This window comes from Pontibacter kalidii (assembly GCF_026278245.1).
Classification (GTDB): Bacteria; Bacteroidota; Bacteroidia; order Cytophagales; family Hymenobacteraceae; genus Pontibacter; species Pontibacter kalidii.
Genome location: NZ_CP111079.1, coordinates 1 through 23,162 on the forward strand (window position 1 = coordinate 1; position 23,162 = coordinate 23,162).

The window sequence follows — 23,162 nt, forward strand, 5'->3', positions numbered from 1 at the left end:
ATGATCAAAGACTGTTCAACTGTATGGCATAACTGCCTCCAGGTGATAAAGGAAAACATTGGCGAACAGAGCTTTAAGACTTGGTTCGAGCCAATCAAACCTGTATCCCTGCGCGACGGCGTACTTACCATACAAGTGCCCAGCCAGTTCTTTTATGAGTGGCTGGAGGAGCACTATGTGCAGCTTCTGAAAAAGGTCATTTATCAGGAACTTGGCAGTGAGGGCCGCCTCGAGTACTCTATTATCGTGGATAGGGGGAATGAGTCTAACAAGCCTCAGACCGTAAACATCCCCACCAAGAAGATACCGCAGGCAGTAGTAAATTCTTACCGGCCGGAGCAAAACTTCATCAAGAGCCCGTTTGAGTCGAAGACAATAGACCGGAACTTCCTGAACTCGCAGCTGAACCCGGCTTATACTTTTGAGAACTACATTGAGGGGGACTGTAACCGTTTGGCGCGCTCGGCAGGCTATGCCGTGGCCAACAAGCCGGGCACAACCTCTTTTAACCCGCTGATGATTTATGGCGGCGTGGGCCTTGGCAAAACGCACCTGGTGCAGGCCATCGGCAACAACATCAAAAACAGCAACCCCGAGAAGTTTGTCCTCTACGTGTCGTCGGAGAAGTTCGTGAACCAGTTCATCGAGTCCCTGAAGACGAACAACGTGCAGGACTTTGCCAACTTCTACCTGCTGGTGGATATCCTGATCATAGACGACGTGCAGTTTTTGAGCGGGAAGGAAAAGACGCAGGAGATGTTCTTCCACATCTTTAACCACCTGCACCAGTCGGGCAAGCAGATCGTGATGACCTCCGACTGCCCGCCACGCGACCTGAAGGGCCTGGAGGAGCGCCTGCTGTCCCGCTTTAAGTGGGGCCTTACCGCTGACCTGCAAAGCCCGGACTTCGAGACGCGCATGGCTATCATCCACAAGAAAATGCAGAGTGACGGCATCGACATTCCGGACAACGTAGTGGAGTACCTGGCCTACAGCGTGGATACGAACGTGCGTGAGCTGGAGGGCGTGCTGATCTCTTTGATCGCACAGTCATCGCTCAATAGAAAAGAAATTGACCTGGAGCTTGCCAAGCAGGCTCTGAAGCATATCATCGAGGACGTGGAGACGGAGGTGAACCTCGACTTCATCCAGAAAACCGTGGCCGAGTACTTCCAGGTGAGCCTGGACTCACTGAAGGCCAAAACGCGTAAGAAAGAGATTGTGACGGCGCGCCAGGTGGCCATGTACTTTGCCAAGGAGTTCACCAGCCACTCGCTTAAGTCCATCGGTTACCACTTCGGCGGCCGCGACCACAGCACCGTTATTCATTCGGTGCAAACCGTCTCCGACCTGATCGACACCGACAAGAAGTTCAAGGCTAGCATTCAGGAGCTCCAGAAGAAGTTCAAGTCCAAAGCCGGTTAAAAGTATAACCAAGTATAAAAAGAGCGGCGGCCATACTTTGCAAAGTATGGCCGCCGCTCTTTTTATACTTGTACTTGCTTACACGTTGTTGCCCACATTGTCTGTCAGTTCAAACTGGTGCGCTTCCGACAGGTCGCGGATCTTGTGCTTGATGCGGTTGAGGTCGCGCTTCTTGCGCACCTGCTTCAGGTCCAGGTAAACCTGGTCGCCGTCTTTCAGCGTAACGCGCAACGCCAGGGGCGTAATGTGCACGGCGGCAATATCCGGGATCTGGATGATGTGCTTGGTGCGAAACACTCCGAATTTCTGGACAATGTACTGCGGCGTTACCTCGATATAAGACTGCACCCCGAAAATGGAAGTATTTTGCAGAATCACATAGAAAAAGAAAATTACCGCCAGCCCAAAGAAGGCGTAATACAAGTAGCTCTGCTCATACGTGCGGTCGGCAGAGAAAAGGAGCATAGCGGCCCAGGCCAACCAGAACAGTGTAAGTATAAGCTGCACTGTGAAAGAGAGTTTTGCGTTACGCGTGGGGCTTAGCTGCACAATCAACGTCGATCGGGCGCTACTACCAGATACTGCCATTATTTAATTATTTCGTGAAACATCGTTGGCCAGGCACGGCCTCACCGCAATATAGTAAATTTATTCTTTAAGCGTGGCCTGCAGCGTTATTTCAGGCACGGCGTTCAGGGCCTTCGAAACCGGGCACCCTTTCTTGGCATCCTGTGCCAGCTGCTGCAGCTTCTCGTTGTCCAGTCCCTCGGCTTTTACTTCGGTGTTTAGCTCGATCTTGGTGATGGTCGGCGCCCCGTCTACTTCGCCTAAGGTAACTACGGCCTTTGTTTCCACATAGGCTGGCGAGAGGTTTTCTTTTTCCAGCAAGCCGCTCAGGAACATCGAAAAGCAGCCGGAGTGTGCCGCACCGATCAGTTCCTCGGGCGAGGTGCCGCTGTTGCTGTCGCCGAAGCGGGAGGCGAAGCTATACTTTGACTGAAAGGCCCCGGTAGCCGATTTTACTTCACCCTCGCCGTTTTTCAGGCCTTTGTTCCAGCGGGCTTCTGCTCTGTGTTTTCTCATAGTTGGTGTCTTTATAGTTTCAAGAGTTTATGTATAACTAATACTGTGTCCGCAGGTTTAGGTTGATGTTTGCCGAATTTAAAAGCTTTTGCACCTAACTTGCCTGCAGGTGTGGCATTGCGCCATTATCTGGTTATCTTTACTTGTTACTAGAACTGACTGTATGGGTGTTAGAGCGTTGTTGAGCAAGCCCTTTGCGGCCTATGTGCATCAGAAAAACCAGGGTTGGATAGAGCATCCGACGGAGGCGCAGCAAGCTGTATTTAAAGAGATTATAACCAAGGCGCAGCACACCAAGTTTGGCCGCGACCATGGCTTTGGAAGTATAAGAACGCATGCCGACTACGTGCAGGCCGTGCCCGTGCGCGACTACGAGGAGCTGCTGCCATACTTCAGCCTGGTAAAGCAGGGCCAGAAGGATGTGCTATGGCCCGGAAAGCCGCTTTATCTGGCCAAAACCTCCGGTACCACCTCCGGTACCAAGTATATCCCCATTTCCTCCGATTCCATTTCCAACCACATCAACGGCGCCCGCGACGCGCTTTTGGCTTATGTGCATGAAACGGGTAAATCCGCTTTCCTGGACGGGAAGATGATTTTCTTGTCGGGGAGCCCCGAGCTGGAGGAAGTGGGCGGCATTAAAACCGGAAGGCTCTCGGGGATTGCCAATCACCACGTGCCGGGCTACCTGCGCACCAACCAACTGCCCAGCTACCGCACCAACTGCATCGAGGATTGGGAAACCAAGCTCGACCAGATCATCGAGGAAACCATAGACCAGAACATGACGCTGATCTCGGGCATTCCGCCCTGGGTACAGATGTATTTCGACAAGCTGATAAGGCAGACGGGTAAGCAGATACAGGATATCTTCCCGAATTTCGGCCTGTTTGTATACGGTGGCGTGAATTTTGAGCCTTACCGCAAAAAGCTCTACGAATCCATTGGCAGGCAGATAGATTCAATAGAGACTTTCCCGGCTTCTGAGGGCTTTTTTGCCTACCAGAACAGCCAGACCGACCCAGGGCTGCTACTGCTCCTGAACACGGGTATCTTCTACGAGTTTATACCTACGGAAGAGTACTTCAGCGATAACCCGACCCGCCTCACCATCGACCAGGTGGAGCCGGGGGTAAACTACGCCCTGGTGATCAGCAGCAACGCCGGCCTCTGGAGTTACTCGGTTGGCGACACTGTAAAGTTTGTGTCTGTAAAGCCTTACAAGCTAGTGGTGAGTGGGCGCATCAAACACTTTATCTCAGCCTTTGGTGAGCACGTGATAGGCGAGGAGGTGGAGAAGGCCATGAAGCAGGCGATGCAGAAGTTTAAGGAGGTAGAGCTGATCGAGTTTACCGTGGCACCCTTCGTGAGCCAGAACCAAGGCCAGTCGTACCACGAGTGGCTGGTGGAGTTTTCGCGGAAGCCGCACAGCCCCGATGCCTTCGCCGAGGAACTGGACAAGCAACTGCGGCAGCTCAACTCCTACTACGACGACCTGATTACGGGCAACATATTACAGAAGCTAAAGCTGACGGCGCTGCCAAAAGGGGCGTTTCAGAGATATATGAAGTCGGAGGGCAAGCTGGGAGGGCAGAACAAAGTGCCGAGGCTTAGTAATGACAGAAAGCTGGCGGATGGTTTGCTGGAGGTGAGTAAACAGGGATAAGGGCTTAGCAGGGGGGGCTTAACTATACCGGGTCTAACCACCCCTGCCCCTCCTTAGCCAAGGAGGGGAACTCTGTTCTGGCTCCGTTAGCCGTGGCTATCGAAATGAACCCAGTCCTTGGGTTGAGCGCCTTGTGAGATCCGGTGCCCGCCAAGGGCATGCTGAGCGGGGGCGAGGCAAGGAGGGAACACAGCGCGATGCCCCAGGACGAGGCCTCCCGGCCGTGAGGGCAGAAAGTATACTATGGAACAAGTTGGTTGTAAAGCTGAGGATGATCGGCAGCTAGCAAGTATAGCTTGTGTCCAGTTGCAGAAAGCAGCGGCTATGCAAGTATAAAGAGGAACTGTTGTTTTGCAAGCAACCTGAAAGTAGGAAGGATACGCTTGCAGCAGCTTGCCCACAAGATCCTTTCAGGATGACAAAAAAGGGACGGTGTTGTCGCTGTAATTGGCAAGTATAGCAGCAAGTATAAACAAAGTAGAATGTATGGCTCTGCGACCTAGCCGGGTTGCAAACCCGACACCATAGCAAGGCACGAGTTACAAACTCGCGCCAGCGGAGGAGAGAATGACAAACGCGCATCTGGAAATCCGCAGCAGCGAAGGTTCCAGACAAGGATGCCCGAAACAGCAGGACATAATAAGAGAAGCAAAGGATAAAGAGAGCGTCTGCTAAAGTTGCTCACTACTAAAAACATAAAATGAAAAGAATAGCCATACTTGGCTCCACCGGCTCCATTGGCGTGCAGGCGTTGGATGTGATCAGGGCGAATCCGGAGAGCTTTGAGCTGGAGGTGATCACCGCCCACAGCAACGCCGACCTGCTGGTGCAGCAGGCACTGGAGTTTAAGCCCAACGTCGTCGTTATCGCCCGCGAAGACCTGTACGAGCAGGTGCAGCAGGCACTGCAGCACGAGGATATGAAAGTATACGCCGGCAGCAAAGCCCTTTGCTCCGTGGTGGAGATGGGCACTGTGGACATGGTGCTCACCGCCATGGTAGGCTATGCCGGCCTGCTGCCCACTATCCGTGCCATTGAGGCCGGCAAACAGATCGCGCTGGCCAACAAAGAGACGCTGGTGGTGGCGGGGCAGCTTATCACCAGCCTGGCCCGTGAGAAAGGCGTCAACATCTACCCCGTGGATTCGGAGCACAGCGCTATTTTTCAGTGCCTGGCTGGCGAATTCCACAACCCGATCGAGAAAATCATACTTACCGCCTCCGGTGGACCGTTTAGAGGAAGAACCGCCGCAGACCTGGCCGAGGTAACCAAGGCGCAGGCCCTGAAGCACCCGAACTGGGACATGGGCGCCAAAATCACCATCGACTCGGCTTCCTTAATGAACAAGGGCCTGGAGGTGATCGAGGCCAAGTGGCTTTTCGGTTTGAGGAACGAGCAGATAGAGGTAGTGGTGCATCCGCAATCCATCATTCACTCGCTGGTACAGTTTGAGGACGGCTCCATAAAGGCGCAGCTCGGCCTGCCTGACATGAAGCTGCCGATTCAGTATGCCTTGGGGTATCCGCAGCGCCTGAGGTCCGATTTTCCGCGCTTCAGCTTTCTGGACTACCCGCAACTCACCTTTGAACAGCCGGACCTGAAGACCTTCCGCAACCTGCAGTTGGCCTTCGATGCCATGGAGCGCGGTGGCAACATGCCCTGTATCCTAAACGCTGCCAACGAGGTGGCAGTCAGCGCCTTTCTGCGTGATGAGGTGGGTTTTCTACAGATGTCCGACATCATCGAAAGCTGTATGGCAAAAGTTACGTATATTGCGAATCCTTCTTACGAAGACTATGTTACTACAGATGAGGAGGCACGCAAACGGGCTGCAGAACTGATAAACAAATAAACTATACTTCCTGTTGCCTTTGCCGGCAGCGCCACAGAAACAGATTTTTTTAGATGGATATATTGATCATGGTGGGCCAGTTGATACTGGGCCTCACAATTTTAGTTGGCTTACACGAGTTGGGGCACATGCTGACGGCCAAATGGTTCGGAATGCGTGTAGAGAAGTATGCGATCGGCTTTCCTCCGAAGATCTTCAGCAAGAAGTTTGGTGAGACAGAGTACATGCTGGGGCTGATCCCGCTGGGCGGTTTCGTGAAGATCTCGGGCATGGTGGATGAGTCGATGGATACGGAAGCCCTGAAAGAGGAGCCGAAGCCATGGGAGTTCCGCGCCAAACCCGCCTGGCAGCGCCTGATCGTGATGATGGGCGGCATTATCGTGAACGTGATCACAGGCATCGTTATCTTTATCGCCCTTACTTATACCTATGGCGAGCAGTACATACCTGCCAAAGAGGTAAAGTATGGCGTGGTGGCCAACGAGCTGGGCCAGGAAATCGGTTTCCAGACAGGGGATAAGGTAGTAGCCGTGAACGGCAAGGAACTGGAGCGCTTTGAGGATGTCCGTTCCATGGATGCCCTGCTAGGCAGTAACTCCTACTATACTGTGGAGCGCAACGGCCAACTAGTGGACCTGAAAGTGCCGGTAGATTTGATGGATAAGCTGGCCGATGATAAGAACCAAATGTTCTTTGTTGAGCCCCGCATGCCGTTTAAGGTAGGCCAGGTGGTTAAAGGCAGCGCCGCCTCCAAGGCAGGCCTGCAGGAGGGCGACTTCATCACGATGATAAATGGGGAGAGCGTGAAGTTCTTCCACGAGTTCCAGGAGGCCCTGAAAGCCAATGCAGGTAAAGCCATTACCATGACCGTGGAGCGCAACGATAAGCTGGTGAAGCTGAAGGCCGAAGTGGGCGAGGACGGAACGATCGGTTTCCAGGCGGTGCCACTGCTGCAGACGGCTACAAAGCAGTATAGCCTGGCAGAGGCCATCCCGATGGGTACGGACCAGGCCTTCAGCGTGATCACTGCCAACCTGAAGGGCTTCGGCAAGATTTTCCGCGGCGAGGTATCGGCCTCCAAGTCACTGAGTGGCCCGATCGGTATTGCACAGATCTTCGGCGATACGTTTAACTGGTACAAGTTCTGGAGCATCACCGGCATGCTCTCGATGGTGCTGGCTTTTATGAACTTCCTGCCGATTCCGGCGCTAGATGGCGGCCACGTGGTTTTCCTGACCTATGAAATGATCAGCGGCCGCAAGCCGTCAGATAACTTTTTGGAAAATGCTCAGAAAGTGGGCATGGTTTTATTGTTAGGCTTAATGGCATTTGCTATCTTTAACGATGTATTTAAGATAATCTTCTAACAAAGATTTTCCCATGAATTCCATCGTAAGAGTAGCACTGGCAAACTTAATCCTTCTTTTTGTTTTTGCATTTAACCAAGCTAAGGCTGCCCCCGCACCTTGGCCTGAAAGTATAACCCTGGGCGCTGTCGCGGCACAAAGCGACAGCGTGTACCAGGTGCAGCAGGGCGATACCTATTATAGCCTGTCGCGTCGGTTCAATGTGCCCCTGGACTCGCTTCAGACCTGGAACGGGAACATTCTTCAGATCGGGCAGACGCTCTACCTTACTAACCCTGCCCGTAAAAAGCAGGCCGCGGTCAAGCCGGCAGCGGCGCCTTCTGCAAAACCGGCCGCTAAACCAACTCCGGTAGCGCAGGCTGCATCCACTACTCCTCCAGCCCCAAAGCCTGCTCCTGCAAAGGCCGCAGTGGCTCAGAAAGCTGCGGAGAGCACTTCTGCCTCTCCAGCACCGGAGCCAAAACCGGCAGCCTACAAAACTAAGAGCCGCATTCTGGTCGTGCCTTTCGACCCGCACCTCTACTTCTCCGATGCTGATATGGAGATTGCGCGCCAGTCCAGGATTCCGCTCCAGAATGTGCGCCACGTGTTCCGTGCCCGCCTGAACGCCATGATGGCGCCGGAAGGCTACGAAACGATTCACCTGCTGGGCGGCGTGTACCGCGACAGTGTGAGCGAGTTGAGCCGCCTGTACAAGTCGCTGAACTATGCCTATGCCGACAATAAGCAGAGCAGGTATAACCACCAGCCGGCTGCCAGGGAGGAAAAAGGAGGGATGCTGAACTGGGTGAAGGACCAGAAAGGCAAACTGGGGATTAAAGGACAGCCAGCTGTATTGCCCGTGGCGCAGGATCCGGAAAAGCACTTCGGTGTTACCGTAAAGGACCCGAACTTCTTCAGCTACTTCAACAACCAGTACGGCATCGACTACTACGTCTTCATCAACCAGTTTGAGGTGCAGACCATTTACGAAAACTGCCTCGACCGGGCCGCCCAGAACTACCAGCGCGATTTTACGGTGCACTACAGCATCTACGACAGCAAGGGTCAGTTGGTATCCGGTAATAAGGTAAAAGTGCCCTATGAGTCCAACATCAACGATGTGCAGCGCATTGTAAGCGACAGCATGCCGAATATGGCCAAACGCGTCCTTTCTGATCTGCCAACGGCCCGGAAATAAACTGCCGCAGGGGTTGGTACAACGTTTGCTAGCATTTACTTAAGATAAAACGGCCCCATGAAGTATAAATTCCTGCCCTTTCTGGTGCTGCTGCTCGCAGCCTTTGTCGCCATGCCAGCTGCCGCCCACGATTACCACGCCAGCATTGCCGATGTGCGCTTTAATTCCCGTACGCAAAGCCTGGAGGTGGCCGTGAAGGTGTTTATGGATGATCTGGAGAACGCCCTTTCGCAGCGGAACAAGACCAAAGTAGTATACAATCCTGCATCGGAGCAGGTGAAAAAGTACATAACCGATTACCTGGCGGCCAACCTGGCGCTGGAGGTGGAGAAGGGAAAGCCGCTAAAACAGAAGTTCCTGGGCTCTGAGGAGGATGCCGATGTGGTGTGGCTATATATGGAGGTGCCGGTGCAGCAAGCGTCTCTGCCGCAACTGTACGTCAGGAACGCCGTGCTCACGGAGCTGTTCTCCGACCAGATGAACATCGTCAACATCAACTACAAAGGCAAAACAGAAAGCGTGCTGCTGCAGCGCGGCGAGACGCAGAAAAAGGTGGCGCTGTAGTATAAGCAGAAAGTATAAAGTATAAAAAAGGCTGTGTTTCCGCTCAGGAGGCTCAGCCTTTTTTGCTTGCGGATTGGCGCTGGAGCCTTGCCACAAGCCCGGAGATAAACAGGGCAATCAGCCATCCGCTTATGAGCGTTACGATCATATGCCCAGGCTTGCGCTCCAAATGCCTGCGCACCATTAGGTTAAAGAGCAGGAACAGGTAGCCTGCCGTGGCAATAAGAAGCCAGAACCCAAGCCAGGGATCGCCTTCCTGCTCTTTCGGCAATGGCTTTGCCGGCGCCAGGTGCACATGCCAAAGTATAAACGAAAATCCCACCACCGTGCTTGCATGCTGCACCAGGCGGTGCAGTGCTATCTCCTGGCCAAGAAAGGGTATCGTGAAAGTAGAGGACAAGACCGGTAGCAGGTTTACAAAGTAGAGGCCTGTATGGGTAAAGCTATCCCAGAACAAGTGCGAGAAAGCGCCTATCAGAGCAGATAAAGACACCACGAGCCAGTGCCTGCGCAGGTATAGTAGCCAGTCTGCAGGATAAGCGACAGCCAGCGCGCGTTGCCTGAAGTAGGGAGGCAGATACTGGATGGCTTGGTCGCGCACCAGGGTATGGAAGAGCACGCACAGCAACAAGGTTACCGGCAGGTTAAACAGAAAGAGGCCCGGCAGGGTATGGCTGATCTGGCTTCGGGTCTCGAGTCGGAAGAAATACTCAAAGTCAGGGGCCATGCTGCCCATAACCAGCGCCGTAGCCGAAAACCAGCGCCGGCAAAGGAGCGGAAGTATAATGGCCGGATGGGCAGCGGTGAAGGGCATAGGGCTTCTGTGAGTCTTACCTACTAACGAAAATTTTAGGTAAGAGGCTCAGCCTTTTATACTTCAGTAAAAGTTGTTTGATATAAATACCAGCACCCAAATTATAACAACCAGGGTAATTGTGCCAATAAAGTTGTTGTAGATGGCATTCTTGGTTTTTCGGGAGAATCTCCAGCCCTTTTTGCCGTCATAAAATTCACTATACTTTCTGCGCCTGCTGCTGGTCAGTTCGCTGTGTATAAGGTAGTAAAGCCAGCGTGTAGAAGCACCCAGGTGTTCCAAAATCAGCGAACCTGACATAAGGCTTTCAATCATATCTGGCTTGTTGCAAAGTACACATGCCGCCGCTTTTGGTTAGGAGGGCTTTAGTTTCTCAGCTTAATAATCTTGAACTCCACGCGGCGGTTAATGCGGCGGTCCTCCTCGGTCACTTCCTCCCGTATCGGCATGCTGCTGCCGTAGCCAATGGCGTCGATGCGGTCGCTGCCGATATTCACTTTGCGCTCAATGTACCGTTTGATGGCATCGGCGCGGTCCTGGGAGAGGGTGAGGTTGAAGTCCGGGTCGCCGGCACTGTCGGTGTGGCCGGCAATCTCGAGGCGGTGCGTCGGGTGATCGATCATAAAGTAAGCCACCTCATCCAGGATCGGCTCCATCTCCGGCGTGATATCCGACTGCATTGGGTCAAACTCAATATTTTCAAACACCATCGGGATGCTGTAATCGATCACCGAGGTCATAAAGTCTATCGAGGTATCCCCCCTAAGCTCCAGCTCCCGCTCTATCGTGAAAAAGTCAGGGCTCTGGATGAGGATCATGTAACGCGTGTTGTCGATGAGGTTAAACTCAAAGGAGCCGTCCGGGCGCACGTACTTGCTCGATATCTCGATACCGTTATCCATGTCGATGACCGAGACAACGGCTGAGAGCGGCTTTTGGGTAACGGAGTCAGTAAGGATGCCCTCCACCTTGGTTACGGCCAGCGGGTGTGCCTCCATCGGCAGCGGGAAGGAGTAGAGGTCCAGGTTCTGGATGTCGTTAGCCTCGGAGCGGGCGTAGTATAGGTTTCTGGAATCGGCATCGATGGTGAAGTAGTACTCGCTGCCACGGCCGTTTACGAGCGGGCCAATGTTGCGCGGCTCCTGCCAGTGCCCCTGCACCAGGTATGTTTTGTAAATGTCGAAATCGCCGAAGTGGTTGAGCTGACCGCGCGAGCTAAAGTATAAAACCTGGAACTTCGGGTGCAGGAAAGGACTTACCTCACTCTCGCGGGTGTTGATCACGGGGCCCATGTTCTGCGCCGGAGCCCAACCGCCCGACTTAGTTTTATAGGTAAAGTAGATATCGGAGAGGCCAAAGCCGCCCAGGCGGTCGGAGGCAAAGTATAGGGTGTCCTCCTGCTTCGAGAGGGTTGGCTGCGAATCCCAGGCATCGCTGTTCACGTTGGCGCCCAGGTTCCGGATCTGTCCCCAGCTGCCATCCTCCTGGCGGGTAGCCATGTAAATGTCGCAGTTGCCGTAGCTGTCGGGTGCCTCGCAGCGGGCAAAGTACAGGGTGCTGCCGTCGCGGCTCAGGCAGGCCGATCCCTCATTGTAGATGCTGTTAATCGGCTTGCCAAACGACTGCGCCTCCTGCCAGAAACCGTTGTTCTGCTTGCTAAAGTATAAATCCTCGTTGGAGCGGTTTTGCAGGCCGCCCACATTGCGCTTGGAGGTAAAGATGAGCAGCTCGTTCTCGTCGTTCAAGGTAGGGCCGTAGTCGGCATAGGGGGAGTTGATGGCGTTGCCCATGTTCAGGTAAACACCTTTGGGCGGCTTAAACGTGGCGATGGACTTGCGGTACTCCACCAGTTCATAGTAATAGTCCAGCGGCACGTAGTAGTCCTTGGTGTTCTGCTCCAGCGAGTCGTAGTAAGACATCACGTTCCTTACATCGGCACGGTGGTGCTTCAGCACCAGGCGATACAGGGCCTTGGCTTTCTCGGGGTTGCCCTGGCGCTCGTGCAACTGGCCCAGCCGCCAGAGAAGCTGGGTATCCTTGTAAAAGTTCTGTACCCCAAAATGGTGCACGTACTCCTCCAACAACGGAAGAACCTTGTTATACTGCTTACGTTTCTCCAGCCTATGTATAAGAGATAGCTTCTTACGGTCGTGATAATAACGGATTTTATTTAAATTGGGGAAATCGAGGTGCAGCTCCGGTGCTGGCTGTGATTTGCTGACCTGTAGGTTAGACTCAGCCTTATCGTCGGGGTCGACGTGTTTTATTTGCTGTGCCTGCACCATGGCAGGTGCCAGGAACGTGAGCAGGAGGAATACCAACAGGAACAAGCGTTTCATCAGCGATGCAATTTTGCCCAACGCCCAAAGATATTAATTTTGCGCTATATTATTGTAAACGTGCTTCCGGTTAGTGCTATTTTTTTGTGGGAACTTCGGGGCTTTTCCCGGAGCGGACAAATCAACAGGCCGGCACCCTTGGCACAAGTCTTGAATAATAAAAGCAGTACAGGAAAACCGGGGGAGAAACGGTGTTTTCCTGCCAAAATGGCACTGATCTAAAATATGAACCAAACATTTAAGCATTTTCTGCAAAACCTGCTTCTCAGTAGCGCGTCGGACGACGACAGCATGGAACTTATACCTGTGATAACTGCTGAAATAGAGGACGAAATGAAACCGGTGGACCTGCCTGATGAACTGCCGATACTGGCGGTGCGCAATACGGTGCTCTTTCCGGGCGTGGTGCTGCCGATTACGGTGAGCCGCAAAAAATCTATCAAGCTGGTGCGCAAGTCGCACAGTGGAGGCGCCGTGATAGGCGTGGTGGCGCAGAAGAATACCCTTTCAGACGATCCAACGGCAGAAGACCTCTTCAACGTGGGCACTGTTGCCAAGATCCTGAAGATGCTGGTGCTGCCGGATGGTAACACCACCATCATCATACAAGGCCATAGCCGCTTTCAGATAGATGAGGTAACGCAAGAGGACCCGTACCTGGCTGCCAAGGTAAGCCTGTGCGAGGAAACCCCGATGGATAAGAAAAGCAAGGAGGTGAAGGCGCTGGTGCAGTCGCTTAAGGATGCGGCCGCCAAAATGCTGAAACTGAACCCTGAGATTCCGCAGGAGGCACAGGTGGCGCTGGACAACATCGACAGCCCAAGCTTCCTGACGCACTTCCTGTCGAGCAACCTGAACGTGGAGGTGGCCCAGAAACAGGAACTGCTGGAGGTGAACGACGGCAAGGAGCGCGGCACGCAGTTGCTGGAACTCATGCTGCGTGAAATTCAGCTGCTGGAGCTCAAGCAGGAGATCCATACAAAAGTACATACCGATTTGGACCAGCAGCAGCGCGACTACTTTCTGCGTCAGCAGATAAAGGTGCTGCAGGACGAGTTGGGCCAGGAGGGGCCGGACCAGGAGATAGAGCGCTTCCGGGAACGTGCCCTGAAGAAGAAATGGCCTGAGCCGGTGGCGCTGCATTTTAAGAAAGAGATTGACAAGCTGGCCCGCCTCAACCCGCAAGCGGCCGAGTACCCGGTGGCGGTAAGCTACCTGGAGTTTCTGCTGGACCTGCCCTGGAGCGAGTATACCAAGGATAACTTTAACCTGAAGCGCACCAAAAAGATACTGGACGCCGACCATTACGGGCTGGAGAAGGTGAAAGAGCGTATTCTGGAGTACCTGGCCGTGCTCAAGCTGAAGAACGACATGAAGGCACCTATCCTTTGCCTGTACGGACCTCCGGGCGTGGGTAAAACCTCCCTGGGCCGTTCCGTTGCCAAAGCGTTGGGTCGCAACTATGTGCGTATGTCGCTGGGTGGCGTACGCGATGAAGCCGAGATCCGTGGCCACCGCCGTACCTATGTGGGGGCCATGCCGGGTAAGATCATTAGCCAGATCAAAAAGACGGGCTCCTCTAACCCGGTCATTATACTGGATGAAATTGATAAACTGGCCTCTGATTTCCGTGGCGACCCATCCTCAGCGCTGCTGGAGGTGCTGGACCCGGAGCAGAACCATACCTTTATGGATAACTACCTCGATGTGGAGTACGACCTCTCGAAGGTGTTATTCATTGCTACTGCCAACTCTCTGGAAACCATACAGCCCGCCCTGCGCGACCGTATGGAGATCATCGAGCTGACGGGTTATACGTTGGAGGAGAAAACCGAGATCGCCAAGCGCCACCTGGTGCCCAAGCAGGTCACCGAGCACGGGCTGGAGGCGGAGGATGTGAAGATACCGAAAGCCACCATCCACAAGCTGATCGAAGACTATACCCGCGAATCGGGCGTTAGAAACCTGGAGCGCAAGATCGGGCAGCTGGTGCGCAACACGGCCAAGCAGAAGGCGATGGAGGAGGAGTTTACCAAATCCATTAAGCCGGAGGACGTGGTGAAGATCATGGGCTCCGAGATCTTCGACAAAGAAATTTATCAGGACATTGACACGGCTGGTGTGGTGACGGGCCTTGCCTGGACTTCGGTGGGTGGCGATATTCTGTTCATCGAAAGTATACTGAGCCGCGGCAAGGGCAAGCTCACGCTGTCGGGCCAGTTGGGGGATGTGATGAAGGAATCGGCGATGACGGCCATCTCCTACTTAAAAGCGCATGCCGAGTTGCTTAACATCGACTACCGCCTGTTCGACCAGTACGACCTGCACATCCACTTCCCGGAGGGAGCCGTGCCGAAAGACGGGCCATCGGCGGGTATCGCCATCTTCACCTCCATTGCCTCGGTGTTTACGCAGCGCAAGGTCAGGTCCAGGTTGGCCATGACCGGTGAGATTACGCTTCGTGGCAAGGTGCTGCCGGTGGGAGGTATAAAAGAGAAGATTCTGGCAGCCAAACGCGCCGGTATCACTGATATCATCCTAAGTCAGAAGAACAAAAAGGACATCAACGAGATTCCGGAGCAGTACATCAAAGGCCTCACCATCCATTATGTAGACCGTGTGGATGATGTGGTCAAGATAGCCCTGCTGAAGGAGAAGGTGAAGCATCCGCTGAAGCTGGTGGTGCGGGAGGAAAAAATTGAGAATGAGTGAGTGAGCGAATGAGTGAATCTCTCAGCCATTTCGAATGCGGGTGTAAAATCTGAAGCTTTTCACAGTTACAAAATACTCCGGATTTCTCACTGCGTTCGAAATGACAACAACACTCTAAAGTAGTTATTCACGCAGTCACTCATTCGCTTATTCAAAATTATATATAATGAAACTCGCCCCACTCATACTTTGCACGCTGCTGGGCTTCGCGCTCACGGCGCAGGCGCAGGTGGGAGGGCAGCGGGGATTTCCGTTCCTGGAGCTGCCGGCCAGTGCCAAGCAGGCGGCTTTGGGAGGCATAAACGTAACGGCAGGCGGCCACGACGTGAACATGGTGACGGCAAACCCGGCGCTGTTGAATGAGGAAATGGACGGGCAGGTGAGCCTGAGTTATGTAGGCTATCTGGCCGACATCAAGCAGAGCCATGCCGTGTATGCCTTTAATTCGGAGAAGCTGGGGCGCTGGGCGGCAAGTATAAATTACCTGAGCTATGGGGATTTTGTGCAGCGCGACGCCACAGGTGCGGAGATCGGCACTTTTAACGTGAACGATTATACTTTGGCCCTTTCCCACGCCCGCCAGGTAGAGGCTTTTACCATCGGTGCTACGGTAAAAGCGGCCATATCCAGTATAGCCGGTGACCAGGCCGTGGGTGTGTTGGCAGACGCAGGAGCAGCATTTAATCATCCGGAGAAAGACTTTACCGTGGGTATAGCGTTTAAGAATGTAGGCTACCAGGTAAAGCCGTTCGATAACGCGGAGCGGCAGCAGATGCCCTGGGATGCGCAGTTGGGCGTAAGCTATAAACCGGAGCATATGCCCGTGCGGCTCTCGCTCACGGCACATCGCCTGTATCAGTTTGATATTGTGTACCTGGACCCTGATGCACCCGGAAAGCTGGATGCGAACGGCAACGAAATAGAGGAGGAGAAGAAGCTGGGGGATAAGATTGCAAGGCATTTTGTGGCAGGAGCCGAGTTTGTGTTCAGCAAGAACTTTCAGCTGCGGGCAGGTTATAACCACCTGCGCCGCAAAGAGCTGCGGTTAGATAGTAAGGCAGGAGGAGCGGGCTTCTCGATGGGGGCCATGCTGCGGGTGCGGAGCTTTGAACTGAACTATGGCAGTGCCTTTTTTCACCCATCGGGCGCTACGCATTACATCACCATCGCCACCAACACCGGCACGTTCCTCAAAAAGAAGAGCAGTTGATAACTAAACGGCCTTGTGGCTTGTATTAGCTTTAGGCCGGGTTTGATTTATAAACACAAGAAGAAGACATGTTAGATAATATTGCATCCTTAACACCAGCCCAGATTGTAGCGGAGCTGGATAAATACATCATCGGGCAGAAGGACGCCAAACGAAACGTGGCCATTGCGCTGCGCAACCGCTGGCGCCGCATGAATGCTGATAAAAGCATCCAAAGCGACATTGTGCCGAACAACATCCTGATGATCGGGGCGACAGGCGTGGGTAAGACGGAGATCGCCCGCCGCCTGGCCAAGATCGCTGATGCGCCCTTCACCAAAGTAGAGGCCTCTAAGTTTACCGAAGTGGGCTACGTGGGTCGCGACGTGGAAAGCATGGTGCGCGACCTGGTAGAGCAGTCGGTGAACATGGTGAAGCAGAAGAAAAAGGAAGAGGTGAAGCAGAAGGCCGCAGAGGTGGTGGAAGATATCATACTGGATGCGCTGATCCCGCCGATCCAGGGCCGCGCCACGCCGGGCTATTCCTCCACGTCCGATCCGAATGCCATGCCGGACAACGATTTCGAGCTCAACGAGCGCACCCGCGAGAAATTCCGGGAGAAGATCCGCAACGGCGAACTGGAAGACCGTAAAATCGAGATCAGGGTACAGCAAAGCGCTATGCCAGGTATGGGCGTGATGGGCCCGGGCATGGATGAAGCCTCCATGATGAACATCCAGGAGATGATCAGCGGCATGATGCCCAAGAAGACCAAGAAGCGCAAGGTAAGTATTGCCGAGGCGCGTAAGATCCTGCTGGAGGAAGAAGCTGCCAAACTCATCGACATGGACGAGGTGAAGGAGGAGGCGATCTTCAAAGCTGAGAATTCGGGCGTGATCTTTATCGATGAGATCGATAAAGTAGCGAGCTCCAGTAAGAAAGGCAGCGGCCCGGACGTGAGCCGTGAAGGCGTGCAGCGCGACCTGTTGCCGATTGTGGAGGGTTCCACGGTGAACACCAAGTATGGCATCATCAACACCGACCATATCCTGTTCATTGCCGCCGGAGCGTTCCACGTAGCCAAGCCATCTGATTTGATCCCGGAGCTTCAGGGTCGTTTCCCGATCCGCGTGGAGCTGGACAGCCTGACCAAGGATGACTTCTACCAGATCCTGAAGTTCCCGAAGAACGCGCTTACCAAGCAATACGAGGCACTGCTGTCGGCAGAGGATGTGGAGCTGACCTTTAACGACGAATCGCTGGATGAGATCGCCTCCATAGCCTATGAGGTGAACGCAGAAGTGGAGAACATCGGGGCCCGCCGCCTGCACACGGTCATGAGCCGCCTGCTCAACGACATCCTCTTCGACGTGCCGGACAAGATCGGCGCCAACGCCCGCATCCTGGTTACCCGCGAAATGGTGCAGGAGAAACTGTCGGGTATGGTGAAAAACCGCGATCTGAGCCAGTATATTCTGTAGTTAGAGAGTTTGGGAGTTGTGGAGACGCAATACCTTGCGCCTCTATAGTTAGAAAGTTAAAAAGTTAGAAGGTTAGAAAGTATAAACCATAACTTAGGCGGATTCACTTCCGTGCCCAAGTATAAAAGGTGCCACTGGCGCCGGTATTTAACCGTTGCCGCTAGTGTGCCGCGAGTCGCCAGACTCGCTTTTGAACAGTTTTATACTTTGGCTATACTTTAAAAGCCAGTGTTTCTGCAAAGGCAGGGACGCTGGCTTTTTGTTTTGGTGGCGATTTTATACTTTGTACTTGGAAGATGATCCGGTTGTCATTAACCTTTCCATTCTTTGTATCCGTACCTTAAATTCCTAAACTCTTTAACCCTCTAACTCCCAAACCTGTGAACATCTACATCATCACCGGAACCAGCAAAGGCATAGGCAAAGCCATAGCGGAAGAGCTACTAAAAGACGGGAACAACCATGTAGTGGGCGTATCGCGCAGCTGCAGCATAAAGCACCCGAACTACCGCCACCAGCCCCTCGATTTCTCCGATATCCCTGCCGTGGAGCACAACCTGCAGAAGGTATTCCTGCCTTACAAGGATGCCGAGAAGCTGGTGCTGATCAACAACGCCGGCGTGTTGGGCGATATTGGCTACGTAGGCGAGGGTATGCCAAACGAGCGCTTCGGCTTCGTGTTTGATGTGAACGTGATTGTGCCGGCCATGTTGATGAACACGTTTCTGGAAGTATACCGGGAGCAGCAGGCGCAGAAGGTGGTAGTGAACATCAGCTCCGGTGCCGGCAAGTACCCGGTGGATGGCTGGGCCAGCTACTGCGCCTCCAAGGCCGCCATCGATATGTTGTCGCAGGTGGTGCAGCTGGAGCAGGATAAGCGGGGTACCGGCGCCAGGGTGTTTGCGCTCTCGCCGGGCGTGGTGGACACGAACATGCAGGGCCAGATACGCGAGAGCGACGAGAGCCGCTTTAGCTCTGTGGGGAAGTTCCGCGACTACAAAGCCAATAACGAACTGGCCGCGCCAGAGGAAGCAGCCGTCAAAATCGTGAACTTCCTCCATAACACAGGTAACTACAAGGAGGTACTGGTGTCGGTGCGGGACATGTGATCTTTCTTCCGAAGTGTCTTTTTTTCAGGCTCTGCTACACGGCAGGGCTTTTTTTATTCTAAAACCTCTCGTGGCTAAAGTGCAGAGGTTGAAGTATAAAAGCTTTTTCTTATATTTCTAATTCACTACTTCTCTAAGTGGAGACAGGAAGCTGAGCTTTTGCCTGCTATCGAGGGTGCCGACGTGCAGTTAACTAACCCCATACGATGCCGAAAGCAGGTTTGTAGAAGCTCCATTGAGTAAAAGCGACCGGCAAAGTATGAGCATTAACCTGGGGCTTAAAAAGGGTATTTCTATACATGTACTGAGAGCTCAGGCTATAAAAGACATTTGTACCCTTAATACACCACATTTATACTTCTAACCGACAGTGAACAATGGGAAATAAAAGGCAAAAGATGCAGTCATACTGGAAGCGCAACCTGCGCATTCTGTTTATCCTGCTTGGGATTTGGTTTGCTGTGTCGTACCTCTGCGGAATCCTGCTTGTAGAGGAGCTTAACCGGTTTATGCTGGGTGGCTTTAAGCTGGGGTTCTGGTTTGCACAGCAGGGGGCTATCTACTTTTTCGTACTCATCATCTTTGCTTATGTGTGGCTGATGAACAGGCTCGACCGGGAGTTCGACGTGCACGAAGATTAGCCTTATCTCACCTTAAATCAAGAAAACCATGAGCATCTTAGCCTGGACATACCTGATCGTGGGCCTCACGTTTGCCCTCTACATCGGCATCGCCATCTGGTCGCGCGCCGGATCCACCAAAGAGTTTTATGTGGCCGGGGGCGGCGTGAGCCCGCTGGCAAACGGCATGGCCACCGCCGCCGACTGGATGAGCGCAGCCTCCTTTATCTCGATGGCCGGCCTTATCTCGTTTATGGGCTACGACGGCTCGGTTTACCTGCTGGGCTGGACGGGTGGTTACGTGCTGCTGGCCCTGCTGCTGGCCCCCTACCTGCGCAAGTTCGGCAAATTTACCGTACCAGACTTTGTAGGCGACCGCTACTATTCCAAAACCGCCCGTTTGGTGGCCGTGGTCTGTGCCATCTTCGTTTCGTTTACCTATGTGGCAGGCCAGATGCGGGGCGTGGGCATTGTGTTCTCCCGCTTCCTGGAAGTACAGATCGAGACGGGGGTGATTATCGGTATGGTGATCGTGCTGTTCTATGCGGTGCTGGGCGGTATGAAAGGCATTACGTATACACAGGTGGCGCAGTACTGCGTGCTGATCTTTGCTTACATGGTGCCGGCTATTTTTATCTCCGTCATGCTGACAGGTAACCCGATCCCGCAACTCGGCTTAGGAGGCACTTTGGAGGACGGTACGCCGTTGCTGCAGAAGCTCGATGGCATGCTGGCTGAACTGGGCTTTGCCCCCTACACCAGTGGGACCAAGTCAACGATCGACATATTCTTTATTACGGCGGCGCTGATGGTGGGTACTGCCGGATTGCCCCACGTGATCGTCCGCTTTTTTACCGTACCTAAGGTAAGGGATGCGAGAAAGTCTGCGGGCTATGCGCTGGTGTTTATCGCCATACTGTATACCACGGCCCCCGCTATTGGGGCTTTTGGCCGCTATAATATGCTTAACAACATCAGTAACCGACCTGTCTCGGAGATGCCGCAGTGGGTGCAGAACTGGCAGAAAACCAACCTCATCAGTATTGAGGATAAGAACGGCGACGGACGCATACAGTACGTAAGCAACCCCGCCGCAAACGAGCTGACCATTGATAAGGATATCATGGTGCTGGCTAACCCGGAGATTGCAGGGCTGCCCAACTGGGTGATTGCTCTGGTGGCGGCCGGTGGCCTGGCGGCGGCGCTTTCTACGGCGGCTGGCCTGTTGCTGGTTATCTCTACCTCCATCTCCCATGACCTGCTCAAGAAGTCGTTTATGCCGGAGATTACCGAGAAAAGCGAGTTGATCGCGGCACGTGTGGCAGCTACGGCGGCCGTGGTGGTGGCAGGCTACTTCGGCATCAACCCTCCGGGCTTTGTGGCCGAGGTGGTGGCCTTTGCCTTTGGCCTGGCGGCGGCATCCTTTTTCCCGGTCATCATCATGGGCATCTTCTCTACCCGCATGAACAAGCAGGGAGCCATCTGGGGCATGGTGGTAGGGCTTGCCTTTACCATTTCCTACATATCCTACTTTAAGTTCATCAACCCGGACGCGAACCTGCCGGAAAACTGGTGGTTAGGCATCTCCCCGGAAGGCATCGGTACGCTGGGGATGCTGCTCAATTTCGCAGTGTCCTTTTTGATATCGCGCGTGACGCCGCCGCCACCGATGCATATTCAGGAGCTGGTAGAAGACATCCGCGTTCCGAGAGGGTCAGGTGCTGCTGTGGCGCACCATTTATAAATTTTGATGCGGCAGGAACGTCAGCACATCCCAAATTCTTGCTTTATGCGTTTATGGATTAGGGGGCAGGAGCCCCGATGCTTAAACAGAAATTCAGCGCACTGGAACTATGGAAACTTCAAACCGAACATCAGGAGGTTATGACCAAGCGTACGCCCGAAGTATCGCCAACCCCGAAAGTTTCTGGGGTGAGCAGGCCGGCCAAATTGCCTGGTACGAGGAGCCTGAGCAGATCCTGAGTACCGACGAGAACGGTTTTTACCGCTGGTTTAAGGGGGGTAAACTCAACACCGCTTACCTAGCCCTGGATTACCACGTAGAGAACGGCCGCGCCGACCAGCCTGCGCTCATCTATGACTCGCCGGTAACAGGTGTGATGAAGAAGTATACCTATGCGGAGCTGCGCGATTTTGTGGCCCGCTTTGCCGGGGCGCTGCAGCACCTGGGCGTAGGCAAAGGCGATACCGTAGTGATCTACATGCCGGTGATACCCGAGGCTGTAGTGGCGATGCTGGCTTGCGCGCGCTTGGGCGCCATCCACTCGGTGGTGTTCGGGGGCTTTGCCCCGCACGAGCTAAGTGTGCGGGTGGATGATGCCAGGCCCAAGGTTGTTATTTCCGCCTCCTGCGGCATTGAGTTCGACAAGGTAATCCCGTACAAGCCGCTGCTGGACAAAGCCCTTGAGAACAGCACGCACCAGCCAGACCACACCATCATTTTCCAGCGCCCGCAAATACAAGCGGAGATGCAGCGTGGCCGAGACCTGGACTACATGGAGGTGCTGGAGGAGGCCGAACCCGCTGCCTGCGTACCCGTAGAGGCTACCGATCCGCTATACATCCTGTATACTTCGGGCACCACCGGCAAGCCAAAAGGCATCGTGCGCGACAACGGCGGCCATGCCGTGGCACTGAAGTATAGCATGAAAGCTGTGTATGATGTGGACCCGGGGGATGTGTTCTGGGCGGCTTCGGATGTGGGCTGGGCGGTGGGCCACTCCTACTTGGTCTATGCGCCGCTGATTCATGGTTGCACGTCCATACTTTTCGAGGGCAAACCCGTGCGCACGCCCGATGCCGGCACCTTCTGGCGCATCATTCAGCAACACCAGGTGAAGGTGCTTTTCACGGCGCCAACGGCTTTCCGGGCCATCAAAAAAGAGGACCCGGACGGAGTTTTTAAGAAAAAGTATGACACGTCTTCTCTAAAATACTTATTTTTAGCTGGTGAGCGCTGCGATCCGGCTACCTACTTCTGGGCAAAAGACCTGTTGCAAGTGCCGGTGATAGACCACTGGTGGCAGACAGAATCGGGCTGGCCGATGGTAGCGAACATGATGGGGCTGGAGGCTTTCCCTGCCAAACCGGGCTCAGCGGGGAAGCCTGTTTGTGGGTACGACGTGCAGATCCTGAATGAGGAAGGAAGGCCGCTTATCCCGAATCAGGAAGGGATTGTGGCCGTGAAACTGCCGCTGCCCCCGGGTTGCCTGCCCACGCTGTGGCAGGACGACGAGCGCTTCCGCAAATCATACTTAGAACAGTTCCCGGGCTACTACATGACCGGCGACGGCGGCTATATCGACGAGGACGGCTACGTATACATCATGGGCCGCATCGACGATGTGATCAACGTGTCGGGCCACAGGCTTTCTACCGGCGAAATGGAGGAGATGGTGTCGGCGCACCCTGCCGTGGCCGAGTGCGCCGTAATTGGCATTGCCGACGAGTTGCGCGGCCAGCGGCCCATCGGCCTGGTAGTGCTCAAGGATGGCCAGACCATAGGAGAGGAGCAACTGGAGCAGGAGCTGGTGGCCATGCTGCGGGATAAAATCGGGGCGGTGGCGTACTTTAAAACAGCCCTGCAGGTACAGCGCCTGCCCAAAACGCGTTCCGGCAAGATACTGCGTCGCATCCTGCGCCACATCGCCGACGGGACGCCTTACGCCGTGCCATCCACGATTGATGACCCGGTCATACTAACCGAAATCCGTGATCTCCTGAAAAAGAGACGTATCGGA

General features: G+C 54.0%; 16 protein-coding genes and 1 pseudogene. 13 read left to right on the plus strand and 4 right to left on the minus strand.

Annotated elements, in window-relative coordinates; all coding sequences use genetic code 11:
- Entirely contained in the window at positions 1-1,425 is a 1,425-nt protein-coding gene (dnaA, locus tag OH144_RS00005; RefSeq protein ID WP_266204241.1) for a chromosomal replication initiator protein DnaA, read from the plus strand.
- A 78-nt stretch (positions 1,426-1,503) separates the two neighbouring features.
- Here dnaA and OH144_RS00010 read toward each other — a convergent pair whose 3' ends face one another.
- Together OH144_RS00010 and OH144_RS00015 are read right to left on the minus strand one after the other, a co-directional pair.
- Positions 1,504-2,013, minus strand: a complete 510-nt coding sequence (locus tag OH144_RS00010; protein ID WP_266204242.1) for a hypothetical protein — start codon at positions 2,011-2,013, stop codon at positions 1,504-1,506.
- Between the two features lie 60 nt (positions 2,014-2,073).
- Positions 2,074-2,508: an OsmC family peroxiredoxin gene (locus OH144_RS00015; protein WP_266204243.1), complete on the minus strand. Its 435-nt coding sequence runs from the start codon at positions 2,506-2,508 to the stop codon at positions 2,074-2,076.
- Positions 2,509-2,671: 163 nt separating this feature from the next.
- Between OH144_RS00015 and OH144_RS00020 the strand changes: the two genes are divergently transcribed.
- The 5 genes from OH144_RS00020 (at position 2,672) to OH144_RS00040 (ending at position 9,137) form a co-directional block, all read left to right on the plus strand.
- Complete coding sequence (locus OH144_RS00020; protein ID WP_266204244.1) at positions 2,672-4,174, plus strand: GH3 auxin-responsive promoter family protein; 1,503 nt, start codon at positions 2,672-2,674, stop codon at positions 4,172-4,174.
- A 700-nt stretch (positions 4,175-4,874) separates the two neighbouring features.
- On the plus strand, positions 4,875-6,026 hold the full coding sequence (locus OH144_RS00025; RefSeq protein WP_266204245.1) for a 1-deoxy-D-xylulose-5-phosphate reductoisomerase: 1,152 nt from the start codon (positions 4,875-4,877) through the stop codon (positions 6,024-6,026).
- Between the two features lie 53 nt (positions 6,027-6,079).
- Positions 6,080-7,393 carry an RIP metalloprotease RseP gene (rseP, locus tag OH144_RS00030; protein ID WP_266204246.1) on the plus strand — a complete coding sequence of 438 codons (1,314 nt, stop codon included), beginning with the start codon at positions 6,080-6,082 and terminating at the stop codon, positions 7,391-7,393.
- 13 nt (positions 7,394-7,406) lie between these two features.
- Positions 7,407-8,573 carry a LysM peptidoglycan-binding domain-containing protein gene (locus OH144_RS00035; RefSeq protein WP_266204247.1) on the plus strand — a complete coding sequence of 389 codons (1,167 nt, stop codon included), beginning with the start codon at positions 7,407-7,409 and terminating at the stop codon, positions 8,571-8,573.
- A gap of 57 nt (positions 8,574-8,630) precedes the next feature.
- Positions 8,631-9,137 carry a DUF6702 family protein gene (locus OH144_RS00040; RefSeq protein ID WP_266204248.1) on the plus strand — a complete coding sequence of 169 codons (507 nt, stop codon included), beginning with the start codon at positions 8,631-8,633 and terminating at the stop codon, positions 9,135-9,137.
- A gap of 52 nt (positions 9,138-9,189) precedes the next feature.
- On the opposite strand, the gene OH144_RS00045 is transcribed toward OH144_RS00040, so the two are convergent.
- Positions 9,190-9,951: a DUF4184 family protein gene (locus OH144_RS00045; RefSeq protein ID WP_266204249.1), complete on the minus strand. Its 762-nt coding sequence runs from the start codon at positions 9,949-9,951 to the stop codon at positions 9,190-9,192.
- A 365-nt stretch (positions 9,952-10,316) separates the two neighbouring features.
- Positions 10,317-12,290, minus strand: coding sequence for an OmpA family protein (locus tag OH144_RS00050; protein ID WP_266204250.1), 1,974 nt, complete (start codon positions 12,288-12,290; stop codon positions 10,317-10,319).
- Positions 12,291-12,515: 225 nt separating this feature from the next.
- On the opposite strand from OH144_RS00050, the gene lon reads away from it, so the two are divergent.
- The 7 genes and pseudogenes from lon to OH144_RS21555 all read left to right on the plus strand — a co-directional run.
- On the plus strand, positions 12,516-15,002 hold the full coding sequence (gene lon, locus OH144_RS00055; RefSeq protein ID WP_266204251.1) for an endopeptidase La: 2,487 nt from the start codon (positions 12,516-12,518) through the stop codon (positions 15,000-15,002).
- Positions 15,003-15,168: 166 nt separating this feature from the next.
- The gene (gene porQ, locus OH144_RS00060; RefSeq protein ID WP_266204252.1) at positions 15,169-16,212 is read left to right on the plus strand and encodes a type IX secretion system protein PorQ; all 1,044 of its coding nucleotides are present in this window, start codon (positions 15,169-15,171) and stop codon (positions 16,210-16,212) included.
- A gap of 68 nt (positions 16,213-16,280) precedes the next feature.
- A complete protein-coding gene (gene hslU, locus OH144_RS00065) occupies positions 16,281-17,672 on the plus strand; it encodes an ATP-dependent protease ATPase subunit HslU (RefSeq protein ID WP_266204253.1) in 1,392 nt (463 codons plus the stop codon).
- 380 nt (positions 17,673-18,052) lie between these two features.
- Entirely contained in the window at positions 18,053-18,781 is a 729-nt protein-coding gene (locus OH144_RS00070) for an SDR family NAD(P)-dependent oxidoreductase (protein ID WP_266204254.1), read from the plus strand.
- Positions 18,782-19,179: 398 nt separating this feature from the next.
- A complete protein-coding gene (locus OH144_RS00075) occupies positions 19,180-19,422 on the plus strand; it encodes a DUF4212 domain-containing protein (RefSeq protein WP_323134756.1) in 243 nt (80 codons plus the stop codon).
- A gap of 28 nt (positions 19,423-19,450) precedes the next feature.
- The gene (locus OH144_RS00080) at positions 19,451-21,145 is read left to right on the plus strand and encodes a sodium:solute symporter family protein (RefSeq protein WP_266204256.1); all 1,695 of its coding nucleotides are present in this window, start codon (positions 19,451-19,453) and stop codon (positions 21,143-21,145) included.
- 109 nt (positions 21,146-21,254) lie between these two features.
- A pseudogene (locus OH144_RS21555) lies at positions 21,255-23,132 on the plus strand (propionyl-CoA synthetase); the annotation flags it as partial.
- Positions 23,133-23,162: the final 30 nt, after the last annotated feature.